This window comes from Dyadobacter fanqingshengii (assembly GCF_023822005.2).
In the GTDB taxonomy this organism is placed as follows: domain Bacteria; phylum Bacteroidota; class Bacteroidia; order Cytophagales; family Spirosomataceae; genus Dyadobacter; species Dyadobacter fanqingshengii.
Genome location: NZ_CP098806.1, coordinates 232,575 through 252,147 on the forward strand (window position 1 = coordinate 232,575; position 19,573 = coordinate 252,147).

18 protein-coding genes are annotated in these 19,573 nt (G+C 45.6%); 3 read left to right on the top strand and 15 right to left on the bottom strand.

Annotated features, from left to right (window positions below):
• Window positions 1-5: 5 nt before the first annotated feature.
• From NFI81_RS00875 to msrB, 3 genes are all read right to left on the bottom strand, one after another.
• Window positions 6-1,130, bottom strand: coding sequence for an imelysin family protein (locus tag NFI81_RS00875; protein ID WP_234614760.1), 1,125 nt, complete (start codon window positions 1,128-1,130; stop codon window positions 6-8).
• A gap of 87 nt (window positions 1,131-1,217) precedes the next feature.
• Complete coding sequence (locus tag NFI81_RS00880) at window positions 1,218-2,411, bottom strand: DUF4856 domain-containing protein (protein ID WP_234614759.1); 1,194 nt, start codon at window positions 2,409-2,411, stop codon at window positions 1,218-1,220.
• Window positions 2,412-2,646: 235 nt separating this feature from the next.
• Window positions 2,647-3,213, bottom strand: coding sequence for a peptide-methionine (R)-S-oxide reductase MsrB (gene msrB, locus NFI81_RS00885; RefSeq protein WP_234614758.1), 567 nt, complete (start codon window positions 3,211-3,213; stop codon window positions 2,647-2,649).
• A 205-nt stretch (window positions 3,214-3,418) separates the two neighbouring features.
• Between msrB and NFI81_RS00890 the strand changes: the two genes are divergently transcribed.
• Window positions 3,419-5,188: an ATP-binding protein gene (locus NFI81_RS00890; protein ID WP_234614757.1), complete on the top strand. Its 1,770-nt coding sequence runs from the start codon at window positions 3,419-3,421 to the stop codon at window positions 5,186-5,188.
• Window positions 5,189-5,204: 16 nt separating this feature from the next.
• On the opposite strand, the gene bshB1 is transcribed toward NFI81_RS00890, so the two are convergent.
• The 5 genes from bshB1 to NFI81_RS00915 form a co-directional block, all read right to left on the bottom strand.
• Window positions 5,205-5,930, bottom strand: a complete 726-nt coding sequence (bshB1, locus tag NFI81_RS00895; protein WP_234614756.1) for a bacillithiol biosynthesis deacetylase BshB1 — start codon at window positions 5,928-5,930, stop codon at window positions 5,205-5,207.
• Between the two features lie 10 nt (window positions 5,931-5,940).
• A complete protein-coding gene (locus NFI81_RS00900; protein WP_234614755.1) occupies window positions 5,941-7,014 on the bottom strand; it encodes a M23 family metallopeptidase in 1,074 nt (357 codons plus the stop codon).
• Between the two features lie 87 nt (window positions 7,015-7,101).
• The gene (trxB, locus tag NFI81_RS00905) at window positions 7,102-8,061 is read right to left on the bottom strand and encodes a thioredoxin-disulfide reductase (protein ID WP_234614754.1); all 960 of its coding nucleotides are present in this window, start codon (window positions 8,059-8,061) and stop codon (window positions 7,102-7,104) included.
• 115 nt (window positions 8,062-8,176) lie between these two features.
• Window positions 8,177-10,135, bottom strand: coding sequence for an OmpA family protein (locus NFI81_RS00910; RefSeq protein ID WP_234614753.1), 1,959 nt, complete (start codon window positions 10,133-10,135; stop codon window positions 8,177-8,179).
• Window positions 10,090-10,671, bottom strand: coding sequence for a 7-carboxy-7-deazaguanine synthase QueE (locus NFI81_RS00915; RefSeq protein WP_234614915.1), 582 nt, complete (start codon window positions 10,669-10,671; stop codon window positions 10,090-10,092). The genes NFI81_RS00910 and NFI81_RS00915 overlap by 46 nt, the downstream gene beginning before the upstream one ends.
• A 169-nt stretch (window positions 10,672-10,840) precedes the next feature.
• On the opposite strand from NFI81_RS00915, the gene mnmE reads away from it, so the two are divergent.
• Complete coding sequence (gene mnmE / locus NFI81_RS00920) at window positions 10,841-12,208, top strand: tRNA uridine-5-carboxymethylaminomethyl(34) synthesis GTPase MnmE (protein WP_234614752.1); 1,368 nt, start codon at window positions 10,841-10,843, stop codon at window positions 12,206-12,208.
• A 194-nt stretch (window positions 12,209-12,402) separates the two neighbouring features.
• Here mnmE and NFI81_RS00925 read toward each other — a convergent pair whose 3' ends face one another.
• Window positions 12,403-12,825: a secondary thiamine-phosphate synthase enzyme YjbQ gene (locus NFI81_RS00925; protein ID WP_234614751.1), complete on the bottom strand. Its 423-nt coding sequence runs from the start codon at window positions 12,823-12,825 to the stop codon at window positions 12,403-12,405.
• A gap of 172 nt (window positions 12,826-12,997) precedes the next feature.
• Here NFI81_RS00925 and NFI81_RS00930 point away from each other — a divergent pair, with 172 nt between their 5' ends.
• A complete protein-coding gene (locus NFI81_RS00930; RefSeq protein WP_234614750.1) occupies window positions 12,998-13,543 on the top strand; it encodes an alpha/beta hydrolase in 546 nt (181 codons plus the stop codon).
• Here the strand turns inward: NFI81_RS00930 and NFI81_RS00935 are convergent.
• From NFI81_RS00935 to NFI81_RS00960, 6 genes are all read right to left on the bottom strand, one after another.
• Window positions 13,535-14,437 carry a DUF808 family protein gene (locus tag NFI81_RS00935; RefSeq protein ID WP_234614749.1) on the bottom strand — a complete coding sequence of 301 codons (903 nt, stop codon included), beginning with the start codon at window positions 14,435-14,437 and terminating at the stop codon, window positions 13,535-13,537. The two genes, NFI81_RS00930 and NFI81_RS00935, sit on opposite strands and share 9 nt — an antisense overlap.
• Window positions 14,438-14,539: 102 nt before the next feature.
• A complete protein-coding gene (locus NFI81_RS00940) occupies window positions 14,540-16,108 on the bottom strand; it encodes a MutS-related protein (RefSeq protein WP_234614748.1) in 1,569 nt (522 codons plus the stop codon).
• 121 nt (window positions 16,109-16,229) lie between these two features.
• A complete protein-coding gene (locus NFI81_RS00945) occupies window positions 16,230-16,508 on the bottom strand; it encodes a Txe/YoeB family addiction module toxin (RefSeq protein ID WP_234614747.1) in 279 nt (92 codons plus the stop codon).
• Entirely contained in the window at window positions 16,505-16,756 is a 252-nt protein-coding gene (locus tag NFI81_RS00950) for a type II toxin-antitoxin system Phd/YefM family antitoxin (RefSeq protein WP_234614746.1), read from the bottom strand. The genes NFI81_RS00945 and NFI81_RS00950 overlap by 4 nt, the downstream gene beginning before the upstream one ends.
• 70 nt (window positions 16,757-16,826) lie before the next feature.
• Window positions 16,827-18,128, bottom strand: a complete 1,302-nt coding sequence (locus tag NFI81_RS00955; RefSeq protein ID WP_234614745.1) for a nucleoside hydrolase-like domain-containing protein — start codon at window positions 18,126-18,128, stop codon at window positions 16,827-16,829.
• 197 nt (window positions 18,129-18,325) lie between these two features.
• A complete protein-coding gene (locus NFI81_RS00960) occupies window positions 18,326-19,561 on the bottom strand; it encodes an ice-binding family protein (RefSeq protein ID WP_234614744.1) in 1,236 nt (411 codons plus the stop codon).
• Window positions 19,562-19,573 lie beyond the last annotated feature (12 nt).

The following is a 19,573-nucleotide window of genomic DNA, read 5'->3' on the forward strand; positions in this document are numbered from 1 at the left end:
TGCGTTTAGTCGCCGTCGTTATCCGTGTAGGTGATGGTAATGCTCATGGCGGACGTCATGTCTACTTTGAGCATTCTGACTGCCTTTTGCATTTCATTATAAGTGTCCTTCATTGCCTGATTATTGGTTTTCACCTCCTCATACAAATTCGGTTTCAGCGCATCGAGCTTTGCTTTGCTTGCTTCAAATTGTGCATTGAGCAACTCGGTGAGGGATTTGCCGGTGCTGCTGTCCTTGGCGCCTAATGCGTCCAGGTAGGTTTTGAGCGAAGGGCCGGTTCCGTCCGTCTTTGCATTTTTCCCATTAAAAAAATCAACAAAAGCCTGATGGGCCGTTTTAGCAAGCGTCTGGGAAATGTCTTTTTTGTAAAACGCTTCCACTTTTTCAGGTGCCGGCACGCCGTTCAGCATTGCGCCGGAGGGGATGCCGAACTTTCCGGAACGGATATAGCGCTCATAATGCAGCACGTAACCATTCACCAACAAAGATGTTGAAGAGCCAATATCCAGGCCTGTTTTGGTAATAAAAGTTTCTTTGTAAGCACCCTTCCATTCGCTGGTTACCTTGTCCAGAATGCTGTCCATGCGATCAGTAATGCGTTTGATATAGGCCAGTTTGGCTGCGGCATTAGGGGCAGTTGTGTATTGGGCAATAATGGCTGCATCCGTTGCGCCTATCCCGTTGATCAGATAATCGATGGCTGGAAATCCTTGTTTCGGGTAAGAATCGGGTGTTTCCATGCTTGCATTCGGGTCGGCAATGTTTGCGGCAATTCCCTGCTCACTAGCGGGATAGATATTGAAAAAGTTGCGGATCGTGTGTTTTTCACCCGGACCAAAATCGAACAATTCTACCTTTTGCCACGCTGTGTAAGCGTCTACCCAGGCAGCGCGGAATTCGATCAGCGTTGTTGGGTCCGGTTTGGCTGCGAATGCGTTGGATTTGGTCACCATCAGATCAAATTTGACCTGGAAATTATCGTAAGACGGAATGATAATGTTGTCAGCCAGGTGAGTCAACATTGCTTTCCTGTCTTTGCCCTCGTCTTCCGGTTCGGGCTCAGGCTTCTCTTTTGAATCTGAACAGCCCAGGAAGATCAGGGTCAGCAGGATCGCAAGATAATTTTTCATGCTCATTAGTGGTCAGTTTTAAACTATAAATGGTGGATCAACGGAAAATCCGCCAATCCACCCTGGTTCAGGAACAGTCCTGCAATATTATAACTTGAACTTGGCCGTAATCGCATCCGTAGCCGCGTTGATCTTGTCATTGGTCAGGTCCCAGAATCCGTTGGGAGAGCCCATCAAACCAAGCAGGATGGCATCAGAAAAAGCTGCATCCGCTCCGTTGATTTTGCAATAACGCAACGAGTAAATGAATCCAAGTCCTTCACCCATAGCGTGGGCACGTGCTGCATCCGTTGTTCCGCTCTTCCATTTTCCGAGGTAACCCACAGCAGCCGAAGCGATTGCTTTCTCCATTTCGGTCCTGATGAATGTTGCCTGTGCTGTGACCTCCGCTTTGTCGTTGTTTACAATCGCCGCACGTCCTTTAACAAACGCAGGGTGGATTTTGGCATAACTCGCTTTGTTGTATTCCCAAAGATAGGAGCCGATAAAGGATTCGTTGGATTTTCTTTCAGCGTCGGTTGCGCCTGCCAGATAAATCGGATTTAATGTTAACAAACCGTACGCTTCGTCCCAGTTATGCTCCAAAGCCGTGTATTTTTTGCCTGAAACCAATGCTGTGTTATCAGCTTCCAAACCCTTATCCAGCAGTACATTACCAATGTAATCCAGCTGTAATGCGCCGATCAGGCCTTTCTGAATGATCTGTCCATGTTCAATTCCTTTTGTATCAACAAGATACGTTCCCAATTTGCCGGCAACGCCTTTCGCAGCAGCAACTTTTACAGATTTACTGATCGCTTCCATGCCAGCAAAGCTTGTTTCCAGGTGCGCGCGGGCTGCATCGGCTTCGGCGGTTGGCTTCGATGAGGCTGTTACATCCCTTAGCTGAACGCCTGATGCATTGAGGTCAGCGCCTTTAATATTGATTGTAGAGGTGCTGATATCCGTGAACGGGTTACCTGTATTTGCATACATATTTTTCATCACCGCTGCGCTTACCTGCGTGCTGTCACGCACTGCCGAGCCCACATAATAATTAAGCTCCTGGAACATTTTATAACGCACATTACCTGTTGTCAAATCGGCCGTAGTATCGCCTTTTGTATCAATGAACAGGCTTTTGTAAGGTGTAGCAGGGGTAACTTTTGCATAGTCGATCTTGGTGCGGAATTCTGTGGTGGGAGGAGTTACCGTCGGTTCATCATCATCAGAACAGGAGGTCATCCCCGCGATCAGCATGGAAGCAAATAAGACATTGCGTGGGTTAAAATGTTGTAGCATTTTGTACAAATTATTGTTTTTGTCGGGAAATGTGAGGTTGGCTTATTTAGACTAAAACTAAGCGGCTGCAAACATATGCATTATTTAGAATGAGAACAAATTGTTTAGCCGCCTTCCCGAAATCATGTTTTTTATACAAAACAAAAAAAGACACTTTTCGCTGATTTCAAGAATGTTAACTTGAAGTCTGCAAAAAGTGTCTTAATAAATTTTAATGTCAGAAAGCCTTTGAAATCTAGCTTCCGCTGTCAGCTTTCTTTTTATTGTTGAATTTTTTCTCCGCTGTTTTTGCCTTTTCAAAATCAAGGACAACACCATTGATGCAGTAACGCAGGCCGGTAGGTGGCGGGCCATCTTCGAAAACGTGGCCTAAGTGTGACTTGCATTTGCCGCACATGACCTCTGTCCTGCGCATGCCATGGCTATTGTCTGCTGTTTCCAAAATGGAGCTTTTGCTGATCGGTTCAAAAAAGCTCGGCCAGCCGCAGCCGCTTTCGTATTTGGCATTGCTTTTGAAAAGCGCATTGCCGCAGACTGCGCAGTAGAATGTGCCTATTTCTTTGGAATGCTCATATTCACTCGTGAACGGACGCTCGGTTCCTTTCAACCTTGCCACTTCGTAAACTTCTGGCGAGAGCAGTTTTTTCCACTCTTCATTGCTTCTGTTGACCGCGCCTGAATCCGTTTTGGAATAGGCCGGGCTTTTTTTCTGCTCCTTCTGCGCCGGGGAGGACTGGCCGTAGCAGCTTTGCAGCATTAATGCGAACACGCCTGATAACAAGAGCGCGATTGACTTTTTCATGCTGTTTATAGTTTTGATGTTTTACTTATATACGATACGCCGGTGCCAATAGTTGAATGCCGCACTATTTTTACTAACAATCCCGGACCTGAAAAGATTTAACTTTCGAAACTCCTATTCCTGGATAAAATTATAAAAAGGCGCGAAAACGGTAAATTTCCATGGATTTGGCTTAATATAGAAGCTTTGAACAACTCAACGTTACATGCAGGAAATTTTAAGGACCCTAAAAGTCAAGTACCCGGCGTTTTGGCAGGATACATATGCCATTAGTCACATCAGACAACAAACACTTCGGTTCCTTTTGTTTGCGTATTGCGGTATGGGTGTGTTGTTGGCCGTGCTGCATTTTGTACAGAACAGGAGTTTTTTACTTTGGAGGGTCCTCTTTTTCACCGCGTTATCCTGGACAGGATATGAAATGCTTCGTCGGGGCACACCCTTCAAGAAAGTGGGGCATTTCGCATTAATTTGCCTTTGTCTGATCGTATTATCCACTGCGGTGTTGTACCAGCAGGGGCATTACCTCGTTACTTTTCAATTCATTTTTGTAATTCTCAGTGCAGGATTTTACATTCTTGGGCCCAGATGGGGGCTTTTCTATTCGCTGCTGAGCGTTTTTTTGGTTGGTTCGGTGGTCTTTCTCAATCAATATTTCAGGGTTGAGATTAAAATTCAGGCTTATGCTGTTGATACATATGCCCTTACTTTTGCCCTTTTGTATAATTATTTAATGCTGATTTACATCCACTATTTTTTCTTTAAGGAGTCGGAGCTGGCCAATGCAAAGGAAACAACGCTATTGAGCGAATTGAAAATTGCCGCAGCGCAGGCGCGGGACCTGGCAGAGTACAAAACGAATTTCCTCATCACCATGTCACACGAGATCCGCACGCCATTGCATGCGATTATCGGTGGATTGGACCTGCTTTCCTTCGAAAATCCTAAAAATGAACAGGCGAAGAACCTGGATAATGTCAGGTTTTCAGCCGACATTCTCAGCTCGATCATTAACGACATCCTGAACCTGAACGACATTGAGGATAATCAGACGAAACTCCAAAAAAAGCCTTTTCAGCCAGGTGTGGTGATCACGGACATTTGCCAGAAACTGGAAGCGACGGCTGGTAACAAAGGGCTGGCACTAACGCTGAATGCTTCCCCTGAATTGAGTAAATTCTGGGTGATGGGTGACCCGGTGCGCCTGGGCCAGATTGTGATGAACCTGATCAGCAATGCTATTAAATACACAGATCATGGATCGGTTGAGGTGAACATGCATGCCGAACAAATTACGCATCACCAGGTCCAGATTTTCTTCAAGGTGTCGGATACGGGGATTGGGATTCCGGTAGAAGTTTTTCCGTATATCTTTGAACCGTTCAAGCTGGTGAATTCCGGAATGAAGAAACAATATCATGGCACGGGCCTGGGTTTGTCGCTTGCTCAGCGCCTTGTGAATCTGCACGGCGGAAAGCTTGATTTTACCAGCCAGGAAGGCGTTGGGACATCATTCTTTTTTGATTTTGCCTATCCATTAAGCCAGGAACCGGTTTCCTTCGGGACGCCGGCATTGAGCAAAGACCTGGGTCCGCTGGATATAAGCGTGCTGGTTGCCGAGGACAATAATATGAATGCGATGATCCTGAAAAGCTTCTTGAATAAGTGGGAGGTCAGATTTGATATCGTTGACAATGGCCAGGCGGCGGTTGAATCCATGATGGCGAACGATTATCAGGTGATATTAATGGATATAAACATGCCGGTTATGGATGGAATCCAGGCAACCCAGAACATTCGGGCCTTTGAAAACCGGAAAAAGGCGAATGTCCAGATCATTGCCTTAACAGCAACCAGCAAAGAATCGCTAGAATCGAGCGGGTCGCTAACCTTGTTTGACGACTGGATATCCAAACCATTTCACCCGCAAATATTACACGCGAAGTTGGCCAGCATTTCGTGGATCACCAGATAATCCCAGCTTGTGTTTTTTAAATAAATGCAGACAAATCCCTGACACCCAGTTTTTTAGAAGTTGTAAATCCTTCTCCAAATGTCACACCGATCGCATGGCCCATTTCGCGGGCGCGGGCGATGACAAATTCGAGGAAATCGGGGGAAGAAATATAGCTCTGCGGCTCGTCGCTGTTGTAGCTTGGTACGAAAAACTGACTTTCAAAAGCGCGGATGGCTTCAACTTTTTTATCATGGACATTAGTAATGTCAACAATGAAGTCAGGCGTAATGTAGCGATCCTGCACGGTGTGAAAAACGTGTTTCGGACGCCAGGCTTCCTGCTCATTTCCTTGTTCATCAAACGTTTTTACCATGCGTAAACCAGAGTAAAAGCAACTGTCTGAAACAAGCTGCCCGGCGCGGCCATGATCGGGGTGCCGGTCGTCAACGGCGTTGGTAATGACGATATCCGGCTGATATTTACGGATATATGGAATGATCGCTTTTTGGTGTGCCTCGTTATTGGCAAAAAAACCATCCGCCAATCCTGCATTGTCGCGAACGGAAATATTCATGATCGCTGCTGCATTCTTTGCTTCCTGTATCCTTCCTTCGGGCGTTCCGCGTGTGCCGAGCTCGCCGCGCGTCAGGTCAACAATGCCTACTTTCTTACCAAGGGCAATCTGTGACAGCAATGTGCCGGCACAGCAAAGTTCTACATCGTCAGGGTGGGCTGTGATGGCGAGAATATCTAGTTTCATAAGATTGTTGTTATTTAATGCGCAGTTTCTGTCCGACCCTTAATGTTGAACGGGTAGAAATGCGGTTTTTTCGGGCAACGGATGAAATGCTCACGCCATATCTTCCGGCAATGGAAGAAAGCGTTTCGCCTGAGCGTACTTTATGTAAAATGGAGCGAGTGTAAGCCACAGGCGCGTCTCCGGAAGCAAATTCACTTTTGTTTGATTTACCCCGCAAATGGCTCCACACATTGCTGGTCAGCAGAAAGTGATCTGATTTGATGGCCTTTCCTTCCCAGTCAAAAATATTTCTCGGATCAAACGGGTTTCCTTCGTAGCGGTTTTCATAATGCAAATGGGAACCCGTACTGCGGCCTGTATTCCCGCCGAGCCCAATCACGTCCCCTGCTTTTACAATCTGCCCGGATTCTACGAGTTGTTTGGATAAATGCCCATACAATGTTTCAAGGCCATTATAATGTCTTACCACAATAAAACGTCCGTATCCGCTTCCGTCAAATGCAACAATGCGGACCATGCCATCATAAGTTGAACGAACGGTGTCGCCCGTTTCCAGATCCAGGTCGCTTCCATTGTGCCATCTTCCCCAGCGGTAACCAAAATTGGATGTAGGTTTCGTTTCCGTCATCGGCGTTGCCCACATTCTGTTTACGGCCGGATCATATAATGTGAGTTCAACAGGCTCGTCGAATTCCAGCGGGCTTAGTCCGTAAGGGTTAATGGTGCGTGCATCCCAGATTACATAATATTCGGCTGACTTAACCCATTCATCCGCCACAAGCAACGAATCGACCACTTCTACAACGTCGGTTTCGCCTTCGTCAATGGTGGTGGTATCCTCGCTCACAACCGGGTTAAGCGGTTTTACGGGTTCAAACTGGCTCTGGAATCTAAGGTTGGACGTCTCTACTTGATATTCGTCTTCAGGCTGCGGTGTGCTTACTCTTGTAGGTCCTTCGTTGGCGTTGTTTCCGGACTGATTGATTTTTGGATTTCTTTTGAATTTTCCTCGCTCTTGCGCTTGCGTGTTCCAGGAGATCAAACACACGATCATTAGCAAACTTACAATAAGCTTTACTTTCATAGGTATAAAAACATCAGATCAGACTACACTGTTCGTTAAAACATATTCAGTGTAGCCTGATTCAAATTAGGGGTTGGGCAAATAATTTTAAGCTGTTTCTTCGATAATACTCTCTACTTCACGTTCCATGAGATATCGTTCGGCATCCAATGCAGCCATACAACCAGTTCCGGCAGCCGTAATGGCTTGCCTGTAAACATTATCCTGCGCATCACCGCAAGCAAACACACCTTTGATATTCGTGCAGGAGCTTCCTTTCACAGTTTGAATGTAACCGGTTTCATCCATGTTCAGATATCCTTTAAAAATATCCGTGTTAGGTTTGTGGCCGATTGCTACAAAGAACCCGGTTGCTTCCAAAAGTTGCTCCTCGCCGGTTTTATTATTTTTTACCAAAACAGATTCCAGTCCGTCTTCACCATTTAGTTTAATGGTTTCCGTATTCCAAAGGATCTCAATGTTCGGCAACATTTCAACGCGTTTCTGCATGATCTTCGAAGCACGCATTTCGTCACGACGAACCAATAAATACACTTTGCGGGCTAATTTGGCCAAATAACTTGCTTCTTCGGCAGCTGTATCACCAGCACCGACAACAACAACGTCTTGTCCGCGGAAAAAGAAACCATCGCACACAGCACAGGCAGAAACGCCGCGTCCGTTTAAGCGCTCTTCGTCAGGTAGTCCAAGCCATTTGGCAGAAGCACCCGTGGAAACGATCACTGAATCCGCTTCGATTTCGTGTTTATTATCAATAGTAACTTTAAGCGGATGCGTTGTAAAATCAACCGCCGTAGCCAGTCCGTAACGAATGTCCGTTCCGAAGCGTTTGGCTTGTTTTTCAAAATTGATCATCATTTCGGGGCCGGTAATGCCATCGGGATAACCCGGATAGTTATCAACCTCCGTAGTAATGGTAAGCTGGCCGCCAGGTTGCGCGCCTTGGTAAAGTACAGGATTTAATCCTGCCCTGGAAGCATATATAGCGGCTGTATATCCGGCAGGACCGGAGCCAATGATTAAGCAAGATACTTTCTCGGATGTCATGTTATTTTAATACTAATTGTTAACGACGAATGTTTACGAACTAAGTTGTACTCGTCTATTACAACATTGGCAGATCGACAAAAGTGCAAAATTTCGATTCTTTATGCAAATAGATTTAAAGGATCCTCCACTCGATTCTGCGGTTCTTCTGGCGGTTTTCCTGGGAGTCGTTTGGGGCAACGGGCTGTGTTTCGCCGTAACCTTTGAATGTGATCCTGTCCGCAACAATGCCCGACTGCTGCAAATATTGCTGTACAGACTGCGCTCTTTGCCTTGATAATTCCATATTTTCCGTGTCGGAACCTACATCGTCCGTATGGCCGGAAATTTCAATTTTGACTGTTTTATTTTTACCCAAAAAATCCACCATTTTCCCAAGCTCCACTTTCGATTTTTCATCCAGACTATATTCTCCGGTTTTGAAAAATATATTGTTCAGCACTTCCGCCCGGTCTTTTTCAATGGCTTCCAAAGGAATATCCAGGTCTACGAATGAGGTCGAATCATTCACGGTGAATGATAGGCTTTTGAACAAATAGCCTGTTTTGGATACATAAAATGCATATTCGCCACCATTGTTCAGCACAGCGAGAAAAGAACCCGTTTTGCCATCAGACGAGAATTCTCCGACTTTTTGCTGCGTTTTCAAGTCAAAAAGGTCGATAGCGGAGGCTAGTGGTGTGTTCGTTTTCTTATCAAAAACCTTTCCCTTCGCATAACGCGTGGGCACGATCATGTCCTTCACCTGCTGCGGCAAATTAAATGTATAAAGCAGCGAGCGCCCTTTTCCTTCCGAGCCATCGTCCGTATAATATGCTTTCTGGCCATCGGAAGCGATAAAAAGTCCTACCTGATCGGCAATGGTGTTGATGGGATAGCCAATGTTTATGGATTGCGACCAGATCGTATCCGTACGCTGAGAGATAAAAATATCAAAGCCACCCATGCCCGGAAAGCCGTTTGAGGCGTAGAATAGCGTTCTCCCGTTAGCGTGGATGAATGGTGCATTTTCCTCGTCTGCCGTATTAATGTGTGCTCCCAGATTTTTTGGTGCAGTCCATTTTCCTTTTTCATCGAGTTTTGTAACCCAAATATCCCGCTTGCCTTGTCCACCCTTACGGTCCGAAGCGAAGTAAAGCATATGGCCGTCAGCCGATAAGGACGGCTGCGATTCCCAGTCCCGCGTATTGATTTCCTGTCCCAGGTTCAACGGAGCACTCCAATCCTTACCTTCTTTTCTTGCAATATAAAGATCGCAGCTTCCATAACCATCCGGTCGGTTGCATGCTGTAAAAACCAATGTCCGGCCATCTGCGGAAACACTGCATGTGCCTTCATTATTGGTTGTGTTAATGGACGCAGAAATTTCTTCCGGCACGTCCCAGCGGTCCGCCCCGCTGCCGCCTTTAATGCGATGTGTGGTGTATATATTTTCGTCGCGGTTTTCGGTTAATCCGGTGAAGATCAATGTCTCATTATCCGCTGTCATCACCGGAAAATACTGCGTATTCAGGAAGTTGATGGTGTCGCCGAGTGATCTTTTTTGAATGCTAAGCGGATTTTTCACCGCTTCCCGGGCAAATTTGGACGAAGCGATGGCTTTCTCTGCCAACCGGGCAAGGCTCGATTTTGCAGGAAACAATGCTAAGGCCCTTTCAAAATAAACCTGCGCAGAATCGTATCGCTGCGCCTCAAAATGATAGCGGCCCATCCATTGCAGGGCAGCCGCAGACTGAGGCGTCGACGGCCTTAACTGAATGGCTTTTGAGTAATATTTCTTGGTAAGATCGGCGTTTCGTTGCAGCTCGTAGATCTGCGCAAGCCTTAGATTTGCATCGTAACTATTGGGTTCCTGTTCAAGGACTTTCTCGAAGAGTGCAATGGCGTCGGGTAGCTTTCGGGCCTGCCAGGCTTCCTGCGCTTTTTCATAAGTTTCACGGGCTTTTCGGGACAATGTTGCATCCTGTGCGTGCGTGAAATTAAATATAAACAGAAAGAAAAAAAGCAAAAATAGAGCGGCGCGGTGCATTATGGAATATTCATATACTTGTGGGTTTGTAACGACATTTTCCATTTGGGATTGTCTTTGATATAGTCAATTATCAAAGGCAGCATCACCTCGTGCTTACTCCATTCGGGCTGTAATAGGAGTGTACATTCGTCAGAAACCAGCGCGGCATGTGATTCAGCAAATTCAAAATCACTCTTGTTATAAATAATGGCTTTAAGCTCGTTGGCATTTTTATAAATGTCCGGGTGTGGGTTTTTGAATTTTTTGGGAGAAAAACACACCCAATCCCAATGTCCTGTGAACGGATATACGCCGGACGTTTCAATGTTGGTTTTAAAACCTGCGTCTTGCAGCTGGCCAGTCAGCTCGTCGAGGTTATACATCAATGGCTCACCACCCGTGATCACCGCCAATCGGCCGGGATATTTTAAAGCGCCATCAACAATGTTATTAATGTTATATTTTGGATGCAGATCCGCATTCCAGGATTCTTTCACGTCACACCAGTGACAGCCCACTTCGCAGCCGCCGAGGCGGATAAAGTAAGCAGCGCGCCCGCTATGCTGGCCTTCACCCTGCAAGGTGTAGAAGGCCTCCATAACCGGAAGCTGGTGGGTAACGATGGGCAATGTTTCAGTCAGCACAATTCTAAAAAGGGAGATGTTCAAAAAAATGTAACAACCAATCCGGTCGAAAAATGCCCAAAGGTACGAAATTCAAAGTGCTAATAGTCTATCAAACCAGATCATTTAGTCGCATATTTGCAGTATGAATGCAATGCCAATCCATCAGCAAGAAGTTATTTGTGCGCTCGCAACTCCCTCAGGCGTAGGTGCTATCGCCATTATCCGCGTCTCAGGACTCGGGTCCATTTCCATGGTAAAATCCATTTTTAAAGGTAAGAACCTGGAAGAAGCCGAGAGTCACACTGTTCATTTCGGGACAATTCAGGCAGCCGGAGAAATTATCGATGAAGTCCTCGTAACCGTTTTCAAAACACCAAAATCTTTCACAAAAGAAGATTCCATAGAAATTTCCTGCCACGGCTCCGACTACATTATCAGGCAAATATTAAAACTCCTCATCACAAAAGGAGCCAGAATAGCCAAACCTGGAGAATTCACCCAGCGCGCATTTCTAAACGGACAATTCGACCTAGTCCAAGCCGAAGCCGTAGCCGACCTCATCGCCGCAGACTCCCAAGCCAGTCACAAAACAGCATTAAACCAGCTAAGAGGCGGCTTTTCCAAAAAACTAGCCTCATTAAGAACAGAACTCATCCATTTCGCCTCCTTAATAGAGCTCGAACTGGACTTCGGCGAAGAAGACGTTGAATTCGCCCAACGCGACGATTTGCGCCGCCTAATAGAAGCGCTCCTAAGCACCATTGCCCCACTGATCGATTCTTTCGATTTTGGCAACGCATTAAAAGAAGGCGTCCCTGTCGCCATCATCGGCTCACCGAACGTCGGCAAATCCACATTGCTGAATGCGTTATTGAATGAAGAAAAAGCGATAGTAACCAGCATCGCTGGAACCACGCGTGATGTGATTGAGGATACGATTGTGCTGGAAGGTTTGAAATTCCGCTTTATCGACACAGCAGGAATTCGGGAAACGACGGATCTGGTGGAATCCATTGGAATTGAAAGATCCAAGAATGCAATGGAGAAAGCGGATATTGTGATTTTTCTGTTTGATAGTTTGGAGACGTTGCGGGAAAATCAGCAGCTGGGGGCGTTGCTGCCAGATGGGAAGCAGGTTTTGTATGTGCTTAATAAGATTGATATAGGAGGAATCGCGACGGAAAGCCTTGACGCGCTTCAAAATAACATCATCTCCATTTCAGCGAAATCACAAACCGGCTTGTCAGGGCTGACCAATAAGTTGGTTTCCATGGTTTACGGCCAATCTGCGAGCGATACAGTGGTTACTAACCTAAGGCATTATGAGCATTTGGTAAAAACGCATGATGCTTTGAATGATGTTTTAAATGGACTGGAGACCGGCGTTACGGGGGATTTTCTGGCGCAGGATATCCGCTTATCCTTGCATCACTTGGGCGAAATTACAGGGACTATTGTTACGGATGATCTATTGGATAATATTTTTTCGAAGTTTTGTATCGGAAAGTAGACGCCCGTTAAATAAGGAATTAGAAATAGCTGATGAAAGTAGATACCACATATTAGAAAGATGTATTGCTGCGCTCGAAAAAGCACATTTGTTACTGTTATAGTCGGAGGTTGATTCTGTTGAATATGTAATTATGAGGTATTTTTCTCTTCAATAACAGATGTGCCTCACGAAGCCATTTAAAAGACAACCCCTCAAACCCCCCAAACCGTCACCACAACCCCTCTCGCCCCACCGCGGTCCCGGTGCTCGCACAAATAAATCCCTTGCCAGGTTCCCAGCGCCAGGCGGCCATTTTGGATCGGGATCATTACGGAGCTGCCTAGGAGGGAGGCTTTCAAATGGGCGGGCATGTCGTCGGAGCCTTCATAGTCGTGCTGGTAATCCGGGTCGTTTTCCTTGACGGTTTTATTGAAATACATTTCAAAATCTTTCCGCACGGTGGGGTCTGCGTTTTCGTTGATGGTGAGCGACGCAGATGTGTGTTGAATGAACACCTGGCACATGCCCGCGCTGATTTCTGAAATTTGGGGCATTGCTTGAAGGATGTCGTTCGTGATCAGGTGAAATCCACGGCGCCTCTCACGGAATGTTATATTCTGCTGAAATATTTTCATACGATAAAAGTATCAATCTGCATTGGATTTCATTACTCAACTGGCGCATTTCCCCTAGCCATTGTCACGACACCCCCCTTAAAATGGCCAAATCGCACGCCTCCCGCAGCATTGAAACTGACTACTTTTGAAGCAGTTGTTGAATTTCTAAATTCTTATAAACGGAATAGATATGCAAAAGCAAATCACATTCTTTCACGGTGGGGGATCGCTGGAAGATTATATGGCTGATGAAAAACTGGTGGCTTCACTGAAGAAGGAACTCGGGACCGGATACTCGGTTCATTACCCGTTTTTGCCAAATGACGGATCGCCGGACCTGGGTAGGCGCGAGCAGATCGGTCGCGAGATTTCTGCGGGCGAAGATGGTGTCAATTTGGTTGCCCATTCGCTGGGTGCTTCTATGTTGCTGGCCTGTTTGTCTGAAACCGAGAATGCCAAAAAAATCGGAGGCATTTTTCTTCTGGCAACGCCTTTCTGGCAAGGAGAGGAAGATTGGGTCAATGCTTTTAAATTAAAGCCGGATTTCGCAAGAAATATTAATCAGAACATTCCCTTGTACTTTTATCATTGTGTTGATGATGAGGAAGTTCCTTTCTCTCAAATGAGGAATTATAAAGAACAACTACCCTGGGCGACTTTCCGTGAACTCCCGCGCGGCGGTCATCAATTTGATAACGATCTTACAATACTTGCAAGCGATATTAAATCAATGTGAAGCATGGGCCTCGTTTGTTTGCTTGTCTTTCAAAAAGATCTTTTTGAAGCCTGTTGCCAATAAAAACACGATCAGTCCCATGACCAGGCCAGCCCCGAACTCTTTAACTGTGGCAGGAAGCGCTGGGAAAAGATGATGGAAGTATTCAATGTTATGGACAAAAATGCCACCGGAAACCAAAAGCAAAGCCACTGTGCCAACGGCACCTAAAAACTTGATTATCAGTGGAAGAGCCTTTACAAGCATATGTCCCAGCTTAGAGAGAATGCCTTTGTCATCCGACTTTTTAATCAGCCTGTAACCGGCATCATCGGATCTCACAATGAGGGCCACGATGCCGTAAACGCCAACAGTTGCAAGTAACGCAACCGCGGAAATGGTCAATATTTGAATGGTAATGTTTTCATCGGCCACACTTCCCAAGGCAATGATCACAATTTCAATAGACAAGATAAAGTCGGTGGTAATGGCAGACTTAATTTTTTCTTTTTCATTGTCTAAATTAACGGCCGCAGTTCCCTTTGGCGTTGCCTTAATGACGGTATGTTCTTTTTTGGGACGGTGGAAGAGATATTCAATGATCTTTTCCACACCTTCATATGCCAGGTAAAGCCCTCCCAAAAGCAGGATGTATTTAATGGCAGCCGGCAAAAATACGCTGAGTAACAGTGCCACAGGAACGATAATGAGCTTATTAACCAGCGAGCCCTTTGTGATTGCCCACAAAACGGGCAGTTCCCGGTCAGATAAAAATCCCGTCGCCTTTTCAGCATTCACTGCCAAATCGTCGCCCAGAATTCCCGCCGTTTTTCGGGTTGCTATTTTCGTTGCCAACGCAACATCATCCATTAAAAAGGCTATATCATCTAAAATTGCAAAAAATCCGGACGCCATATATTATTTATGAAAATTCACTAAAAAGTCGCTTTGCTAAATCTATTCCCAGCATTAAGCTGATAAGTAAAGGTAATTATAAAATCATGCCGAGCTGATCTCTCAACCTCTCTTCATGCCATCCACCAGCCTAACCGCCTCGGCCACAACCTCCTTCGGATAATCATTGAGTTCCAATATCCTGATCGCGTTGGTTGTACGCAACTTCCCCGGTTTGAGCTTGTAATCAAACACAACCGATTCTTCATCAATGACTTCCGTAAAATGGTAGAGGTCGAATGTGTCTGCTAGATAGTCAGACAACTCCCTGTCGTGGGTTGAAGCCAGGGCGAGATCATTGCCTCGCGTCAGGTAACTAAGCACCGATTTGCCGATTGCGATCCGTTCAATGGAATTGGTGCCTTTGAACAATTCGTCGAGTAAAAACAGATTGGAATGGCCGGATTGGCTTTCTTCGAGCAGATTTTTCAGGGTGAGGACCTCTTCAAAATAATAGCTTTTGTCCCCAAGCAGATCATCCGAAATCCGTATAGACGAATGTATTTTCATGGCAGACATGGCAAACTGCTTTGCAAAACACGTGTTAATGGTCTGTCCAAGCAGCGCATTAATGCCCACGGTGCGGATGAAAGTCGTTTTGCCAGACATATTCGAACCTGTCAGCAGCACTGATTTCCCATCCAATGTAATGTCATTGGCTACGCCGTTAAATATCAGCGGATGGTATACTTGCTCGATATGTAAGTGCTTCTTCTGCGCAGTTATTGTTGGTTTACAACAGTAGGGCGCACTTTCTCTCAGCGCAAGTATCGAAAGGGCAATGTCGGTTTCGGCTACGAATTGGAAAATATTTTGGATGTGCTGTCTTTTGGAATCGAGAATTTTTAAAATCGTAAAAAGTAAAACGGGCTCTATCAAGAACAATGCTTTAATCAATTCGAAAACATAGTCGACGAACTGTCCGATCTCACCTTGCAGCTTGGCTTCAATCTTGAAAATCGACATGGGCAGGCCCAGTTGATCCATCAAATCGACGCTTTTTTGCAACCCTACGTTTTGAGGGGCAAATTCGCCGCTTTTTAGAATTTTCTGTGCAGTTTGAGTCAGTATCAAAAGCTGCGGAATGGAGCTTCCGTATTGGTGTAAATTATTTTTATTCCAATAATGTATGCCCAGGTTCACGGGCAGCAGAATGATAAGAAAAATCAGGATCTGCTGGAAAAAGAAAGACAGAATAACGGCCATTGCGCTGATCGCGGAAAGCGTCTGTATGAGCCAATACCAGCTTGGTCTCTCCGTATATTTTCCATGAAAAAGGCCGGAGATGTAGTAGGCATCGGTTTTATTAAGTTTAGAAATCTCCGCTGTCAGTGCTGTTTTCAGGTCTGGATCTTTCTTAAAAACACTTATAACTCTTTCCAATCGCTGTCTGCGCGTATCGCCATCGGGAATGGTTCGCATAAAATAATACAGATATTGCTGACCAACGGAGGAAACGGTCCGGTCGATGAACTTGAAAATGTCTTCGAGATCCAGGTCCTGAAAAGTCCTGTCCGAAATCGCTTGAAAAACGCTTTTCTGTTTTTCGTTCAGGAAATACTTTTCGATCTGACTGAAATTAAAGAAGCCGGTTTTGATATGTTGAGGATTTTCGGGCTTAGTTGTTTTCAATGGTATTTTTCATAAAATAAATCGCTAGGGCAAAGGGCAGGTAAGATGTATCAACCAAACCCAGGATCAATTTATGATTTTAGAAATAAAATATTCTGAAAGTGTTATGAGCGGAAGAGGGCTAGGAGGAAGTGTAATGCCCATTTGCAGAAATGATTGTAACAGTCACTTTTTTCTCATCGACGGCATAAACGATCCGGTGTTCCTGGTTTATTCTTCTGGACCAGAAACCTGCAAGGTTATGTTTCAATTGTTCTGGCTGTCCTGTTCCAGTATAAGGATGCTCGGTCAATTCTTCAAGAAGTCTTCGGATTTTCTTCAGAACAGGTTTATTACCGGATTTTTTAAGTTTATCAATTCCTTCAAGAGCCTTTGGAGTAAGTTCAATGGAATAGCTCATAGACCGAGTAACTTATCAAAATCGGCTTTTTCGACCTTTATTGTGTTGCCTTCACGAAACTGTTTAATCCCTTCCTCAATGTCAGCCATTGTTCCCGGATCCATGAAATATTGATCACGCGTGCTAACAGGAGTTAAAGCGTAAGCTTTTTCCTTACCACGTTGAATGATGATTTGTTCGTTTTTATCGGCCAGATCCATATATTTTTTTTGGTTATCCCTGAATTCCCGTGAGCTAATGACTAGCATGGTTGAGTAGTTGAGTGTACGAAATTGGTACACAAGTATACTGAGAAAAATTCAGAAAAACATAGAATCCTCACTCCAACCAACGCCACCGCTTTGCCCAGTCCGTTAAGAACTCTTTTCGGTGTTTGGCTACGGTTTTTGCTCCTTGTTGCTGGCCAAGGAATAGCTCTGGGTTGGGCAGGTCGCCGTACCAGTGTTTGCCCAATTTGTAATCATTGGGTTCCGGTTTTCCGGGCCAGGGTGCTGTGCTGACGTATTTTCCCTTCTGGCCATTGAGCTCGGCAATCGGGCTGATGGTGATGTATTCGCCTATTTCCACCTGCTTGGGAGAGTAACGGACGGCGTATTTTCCGTCGCCGATGTAGTAACCGGGCCATTGCTGGCCGCCTGTGCGTAGTGAGAACACTGTTGAGTCGGCAGAAACATTAATCTTCGGGCCGTTGAAACGCCATTCAATGACGCCGTAGGTGGCGACGGTGTCGGCTGTGGTGCTGTTGCGGTTGAAAATCGTCTTCGAACTTCTTGTGATGGGAGTAAAAGTGCCGCCCCAGCTTTCGCCTGACGGATTTTCGGGCTTGCCATGCATGACGTACGCGAGCGAAGGCGTATCGCCCATTTTAATGTTGCCCTTGTAGTATCTGATAAAATCCTTCCCCATTTCACCCCGTCCCTTGATGTAGTTGGGGTAAAAGGATTCCGCAGTAATGTCTTTGGGCGATTCCGGATCCATAAACCAGCCCCGGTAGGTGGCGTTGCATTCGATCATCCACAGGTCGGGATGGTTTTGGGCAATGTAATCGTAGGCATTTACGCCCCACTTTTTGTTAGGGCCGCCAATCCAGTAAACGCGGATCTTGTCCTTGATCTCAGGCGCATCGTGCAATGCTTGCGCAACGTCCTCAATGCCACCCCAAACCAACACCCAAAGCGGCTGATCTACTGACTTTTTAGCGCAGGAAATTAGCCATTCCGAACCTTCGGTAGATTTTCTGAATCCGGCATATGGGGCCCAGGCGGTTGCTCCCTGTTTGCAAACATTTCGAAGTGAAACAGGCTCAGGAAAGCCGCTGCTGCGTTTTTTTAGTTTGGGGAGATCTTTTTCGTAGAGATCGATCATGTCCAGGATATCTTTCTTGCGGCCTGTTTGAAATGATGTGGAAACCAATCCTTCAATCTGAAAAAGATCGGCATACATCAGCAAATGGATCATGGACTGGAAATCGTCCGGATCAGTCCCGCCAATATCGGTGCTGATGAAAATGCGTGGTTTCTGTTGCGCGTGGGCTGCAAAGGAGCCCAGGGCCAGCAAAATAGCGATAAACAGGCTGCCTAGATCTTTCAGCTTACCCTCCATTACAGTTGAAATGACCATATCTGATTTTCCAGCCCACTTTTTTTAGCGGATTAGTTTTTGCTTTTATTGATCATTAGCAAAGATAAAAGAAAGTAATCGAAAAAAATAGAAATTAAATGATGGTATAGTTTCGCAATAAAGACTAACATTAACAGGATTAGTAAAAAATAGTGTGCATATAGCGGCTTACATCTATCTAAAGAAGATTTAAAAAACTATTTCTTCACTATTTTAGCACCATCCACTGATCCGTCGGCGAAAGTCACCTTGACAATATAAAGTCCGGCAGGGAAACTATTGATATTAAATTCTGAAATCACATTCGAAGAACCGGAGCGTTTTTGATCCAAAATTAACTTGCCCGCAACATCGATAAATTGTACGCGCTCGACCTTATCCAGGTCGCTGGTAAGAACCTTTAAGTGGTCAATGGCTGGGTTGGGGTAAAGCGCTGTTCTATTGTCTGACTGCAGATTAATGCTTCTGATCCTGCTAAAAGCGAAGCTCTGGTCCTTATCCACCATTTTCAATCGGTACAAATTATTACCCGCACGAGGCGTTAAATCCGTAAAGGAATAAGTGAGAAGTTGCTTGCTTTCGCCACTCGATAATACACTCGCAATTTTGATCCAGGCCTTTCCATTTTGGCTGCGCTGAATTTCAAAATGGTCGCTGTTGCTTTCCGAAGTTGTAGCCCAGTTCAGCATTGCCGAAGCATTTTCGCCCTGCTTAACCTCAAAACTTACCAGCGTTACGGGAAGCGATACTTCTGCATTTGAAACGGTGTTGTTATTGAGGGAAACTTTTCCGGCAACAGACAAAGCCCTGCCTGTAAGTGAAGCGCCCGAAGCCAGTGATATAGCGCCGTCATTAACAACAGTTCCTATAAAATCTGTGTCCGCTGCCAGATTCAAAGCACCGCCGACTTGCCAGTATACATTTTTCGCCAAAGTCCCGCCTGTGAGCACGATGTTCGAAGTGCCGTCAAAAGAAAATGCGCCATTGATCTTAATGATAAAAATCGCATCCGCATCGCCATCCAGAATCAGAGAACCGGTCATAGAGGTTGCAGCTGTACTGCAATGTATGCCTGGCTCCAGAACGGTGCCGCCGGTTATTGTCGAGCTCAGGGAAAAGTCGCAGGGATTGCTCGTGGGACTTGCCAGCAGGGCATAGGCAGCAGCTACATTTGCGATCGCAGCAACTCCCGTTGGATCAGCAAAGTGAGTTTGTCCGGTAACCGTAACGGGGTCACCCGTTTGAACGCCCACTCCGGTCCCAATATCACCAATTACGGTCGTTGTGCCAGTGTTGGCAAATTCTCCGGCTGCTGTGTAAAGCGCAAATCGGTCTGCAACGCCAAAATTGGGCACCGCCTGAGCCGAGCAAAAATTAACACCTAAAACGGTTAAAGAAGTAACTGTCAGAATGTGGATGAAAGATGTTTTCATATGTCATAAGGA

What these genes read in the sequence shown, in the direction of transcription:
- NFI81_RS00875 (WP_234614760.1), bottom strand. Translation starts at nt 1,130, where the DNA reads ATGAAAAATTATCTTGCGATCCTGCTGACCCTGATCTTCCTGGGCTGT.
- NFI81_RS00880 (WP_234614759.1), bottom strand. Translation starts at nt 2,411, where the DNA reads ATGCTACAACATTTTAACCCACGCAATGTCTTATTTGCTTCCATGCTG.
- msrB (WP_234614758.1), bottom strand. Translation starts at nt 3,213, where the DNA reads ATGAAAAAGTCAATCGCGCTCTTGTTATCAGGCGTGTTCGCATTAATG.
- NFI81_RS00890 (WP_234614757.1), top strand. Translation starts at nt 3,419, where the DNA reads ATGCAGGAAATTTTAAGGACCCTAAAAGTCAAGTACCCGGCGTTTTGG.
- bshB1 (WP_234614756.1), bottom strand. Translation starts at nt 5,930, where the DNA reads ATGAAACTAGATATTCTCGCCATCACAGCCCACCCTGACGATGTAGAA.
- NFI81_RS00900 (WP_234614755.1), bottom strand. Translation starts at nt 7,014, where the DNA reads ATGAAAGTAAAGCTTATTGTAAGTTTGCTAATGATCGTGTGTTTGATC.
- trxB (WP_234614754.1), bottom strand. Translation starts at nt 8,061, where the DNA reads ATGACATCCGAGAAAGTATCTTGCTTAATCATTGGCTCCGGTCCTGCC.
- NFI81_RS00910 (WP_234614753.1), bottom strand. Translation starts at nt 10,135, where the DNA reads ATGGAAAATGTCGTTACAAACCCACAAGTATATGAATATTCCATAATG.
- NFI81_RS00915 (WP_234614915.1), bottom strand. Translation starts at nt 10,671, where the DNA reads ATGGAGGCCTTCTACACCTTGCAGGGTGAAGGCCAGCATAGCGGGCGC.
- mnmE (WP_234614752.1), top strand. Translation starts at nt 10,841, where the DNA reads ATGAATGCAATGCCAATCCATCAGCAAGAAGTTATTTGTGCGCTCGCA.
- NFI81_RS00925 (WP_234614751.1), bottom strand. Translation starts at nt 12,825, where the DNA reads ATGAAAATATTTCAGCAGAATATAACATTCCGTGAGAGGCGCCGTGGA.
- NFI81_RS00930 (WP_234614750.1), top strand. Translation starts at nt 12,998, where the DNA reads ATGCAAAAGCAAATCACATTCTTTCACGGTGGGGGATCGCTGGAAGAT.
- NFI81_RS00935 (WP_234614749.1), bottom strand. Translation starts at nt 14,437, where the DNA reads ATGGCGTCCGGATTTTTTGCAATTTTAGATGATATAGCCTTTTTAATG.
- NFI81_RS00945 (WP_234614747.1), bottom strand. Translation starts at nt 16,508, where the DNA reads ATGAGCTATTCCATTGAACTTACTCCAAAGGCTCTTGAAGGAATTGAT.
- NFI81_RS00950 (WP_234614746.1), bottom strand. Translation starts at nt 16,756, where the DNA reads ATGCTAGTCATTAGCTCACGGGAATTCAGGGATAACCAAAAAAAATAT.
- NFI81_RS00955 (WP_234614745.1), bottom strand. Translation starts at nt 18,128, where the DNA reads ATGGTCATTTCAACTGTAATGGAGGGTAAGCTGAAAGATCTAGGCAGC.
- NFI81_RS00960 (WP_234614744.1), bottom strand. Translation starts at nt 19,561, where the DNA reads ATGAAAACATCTTTCATCCACATTCTGACAGTTACTTCTTTAACCGTT.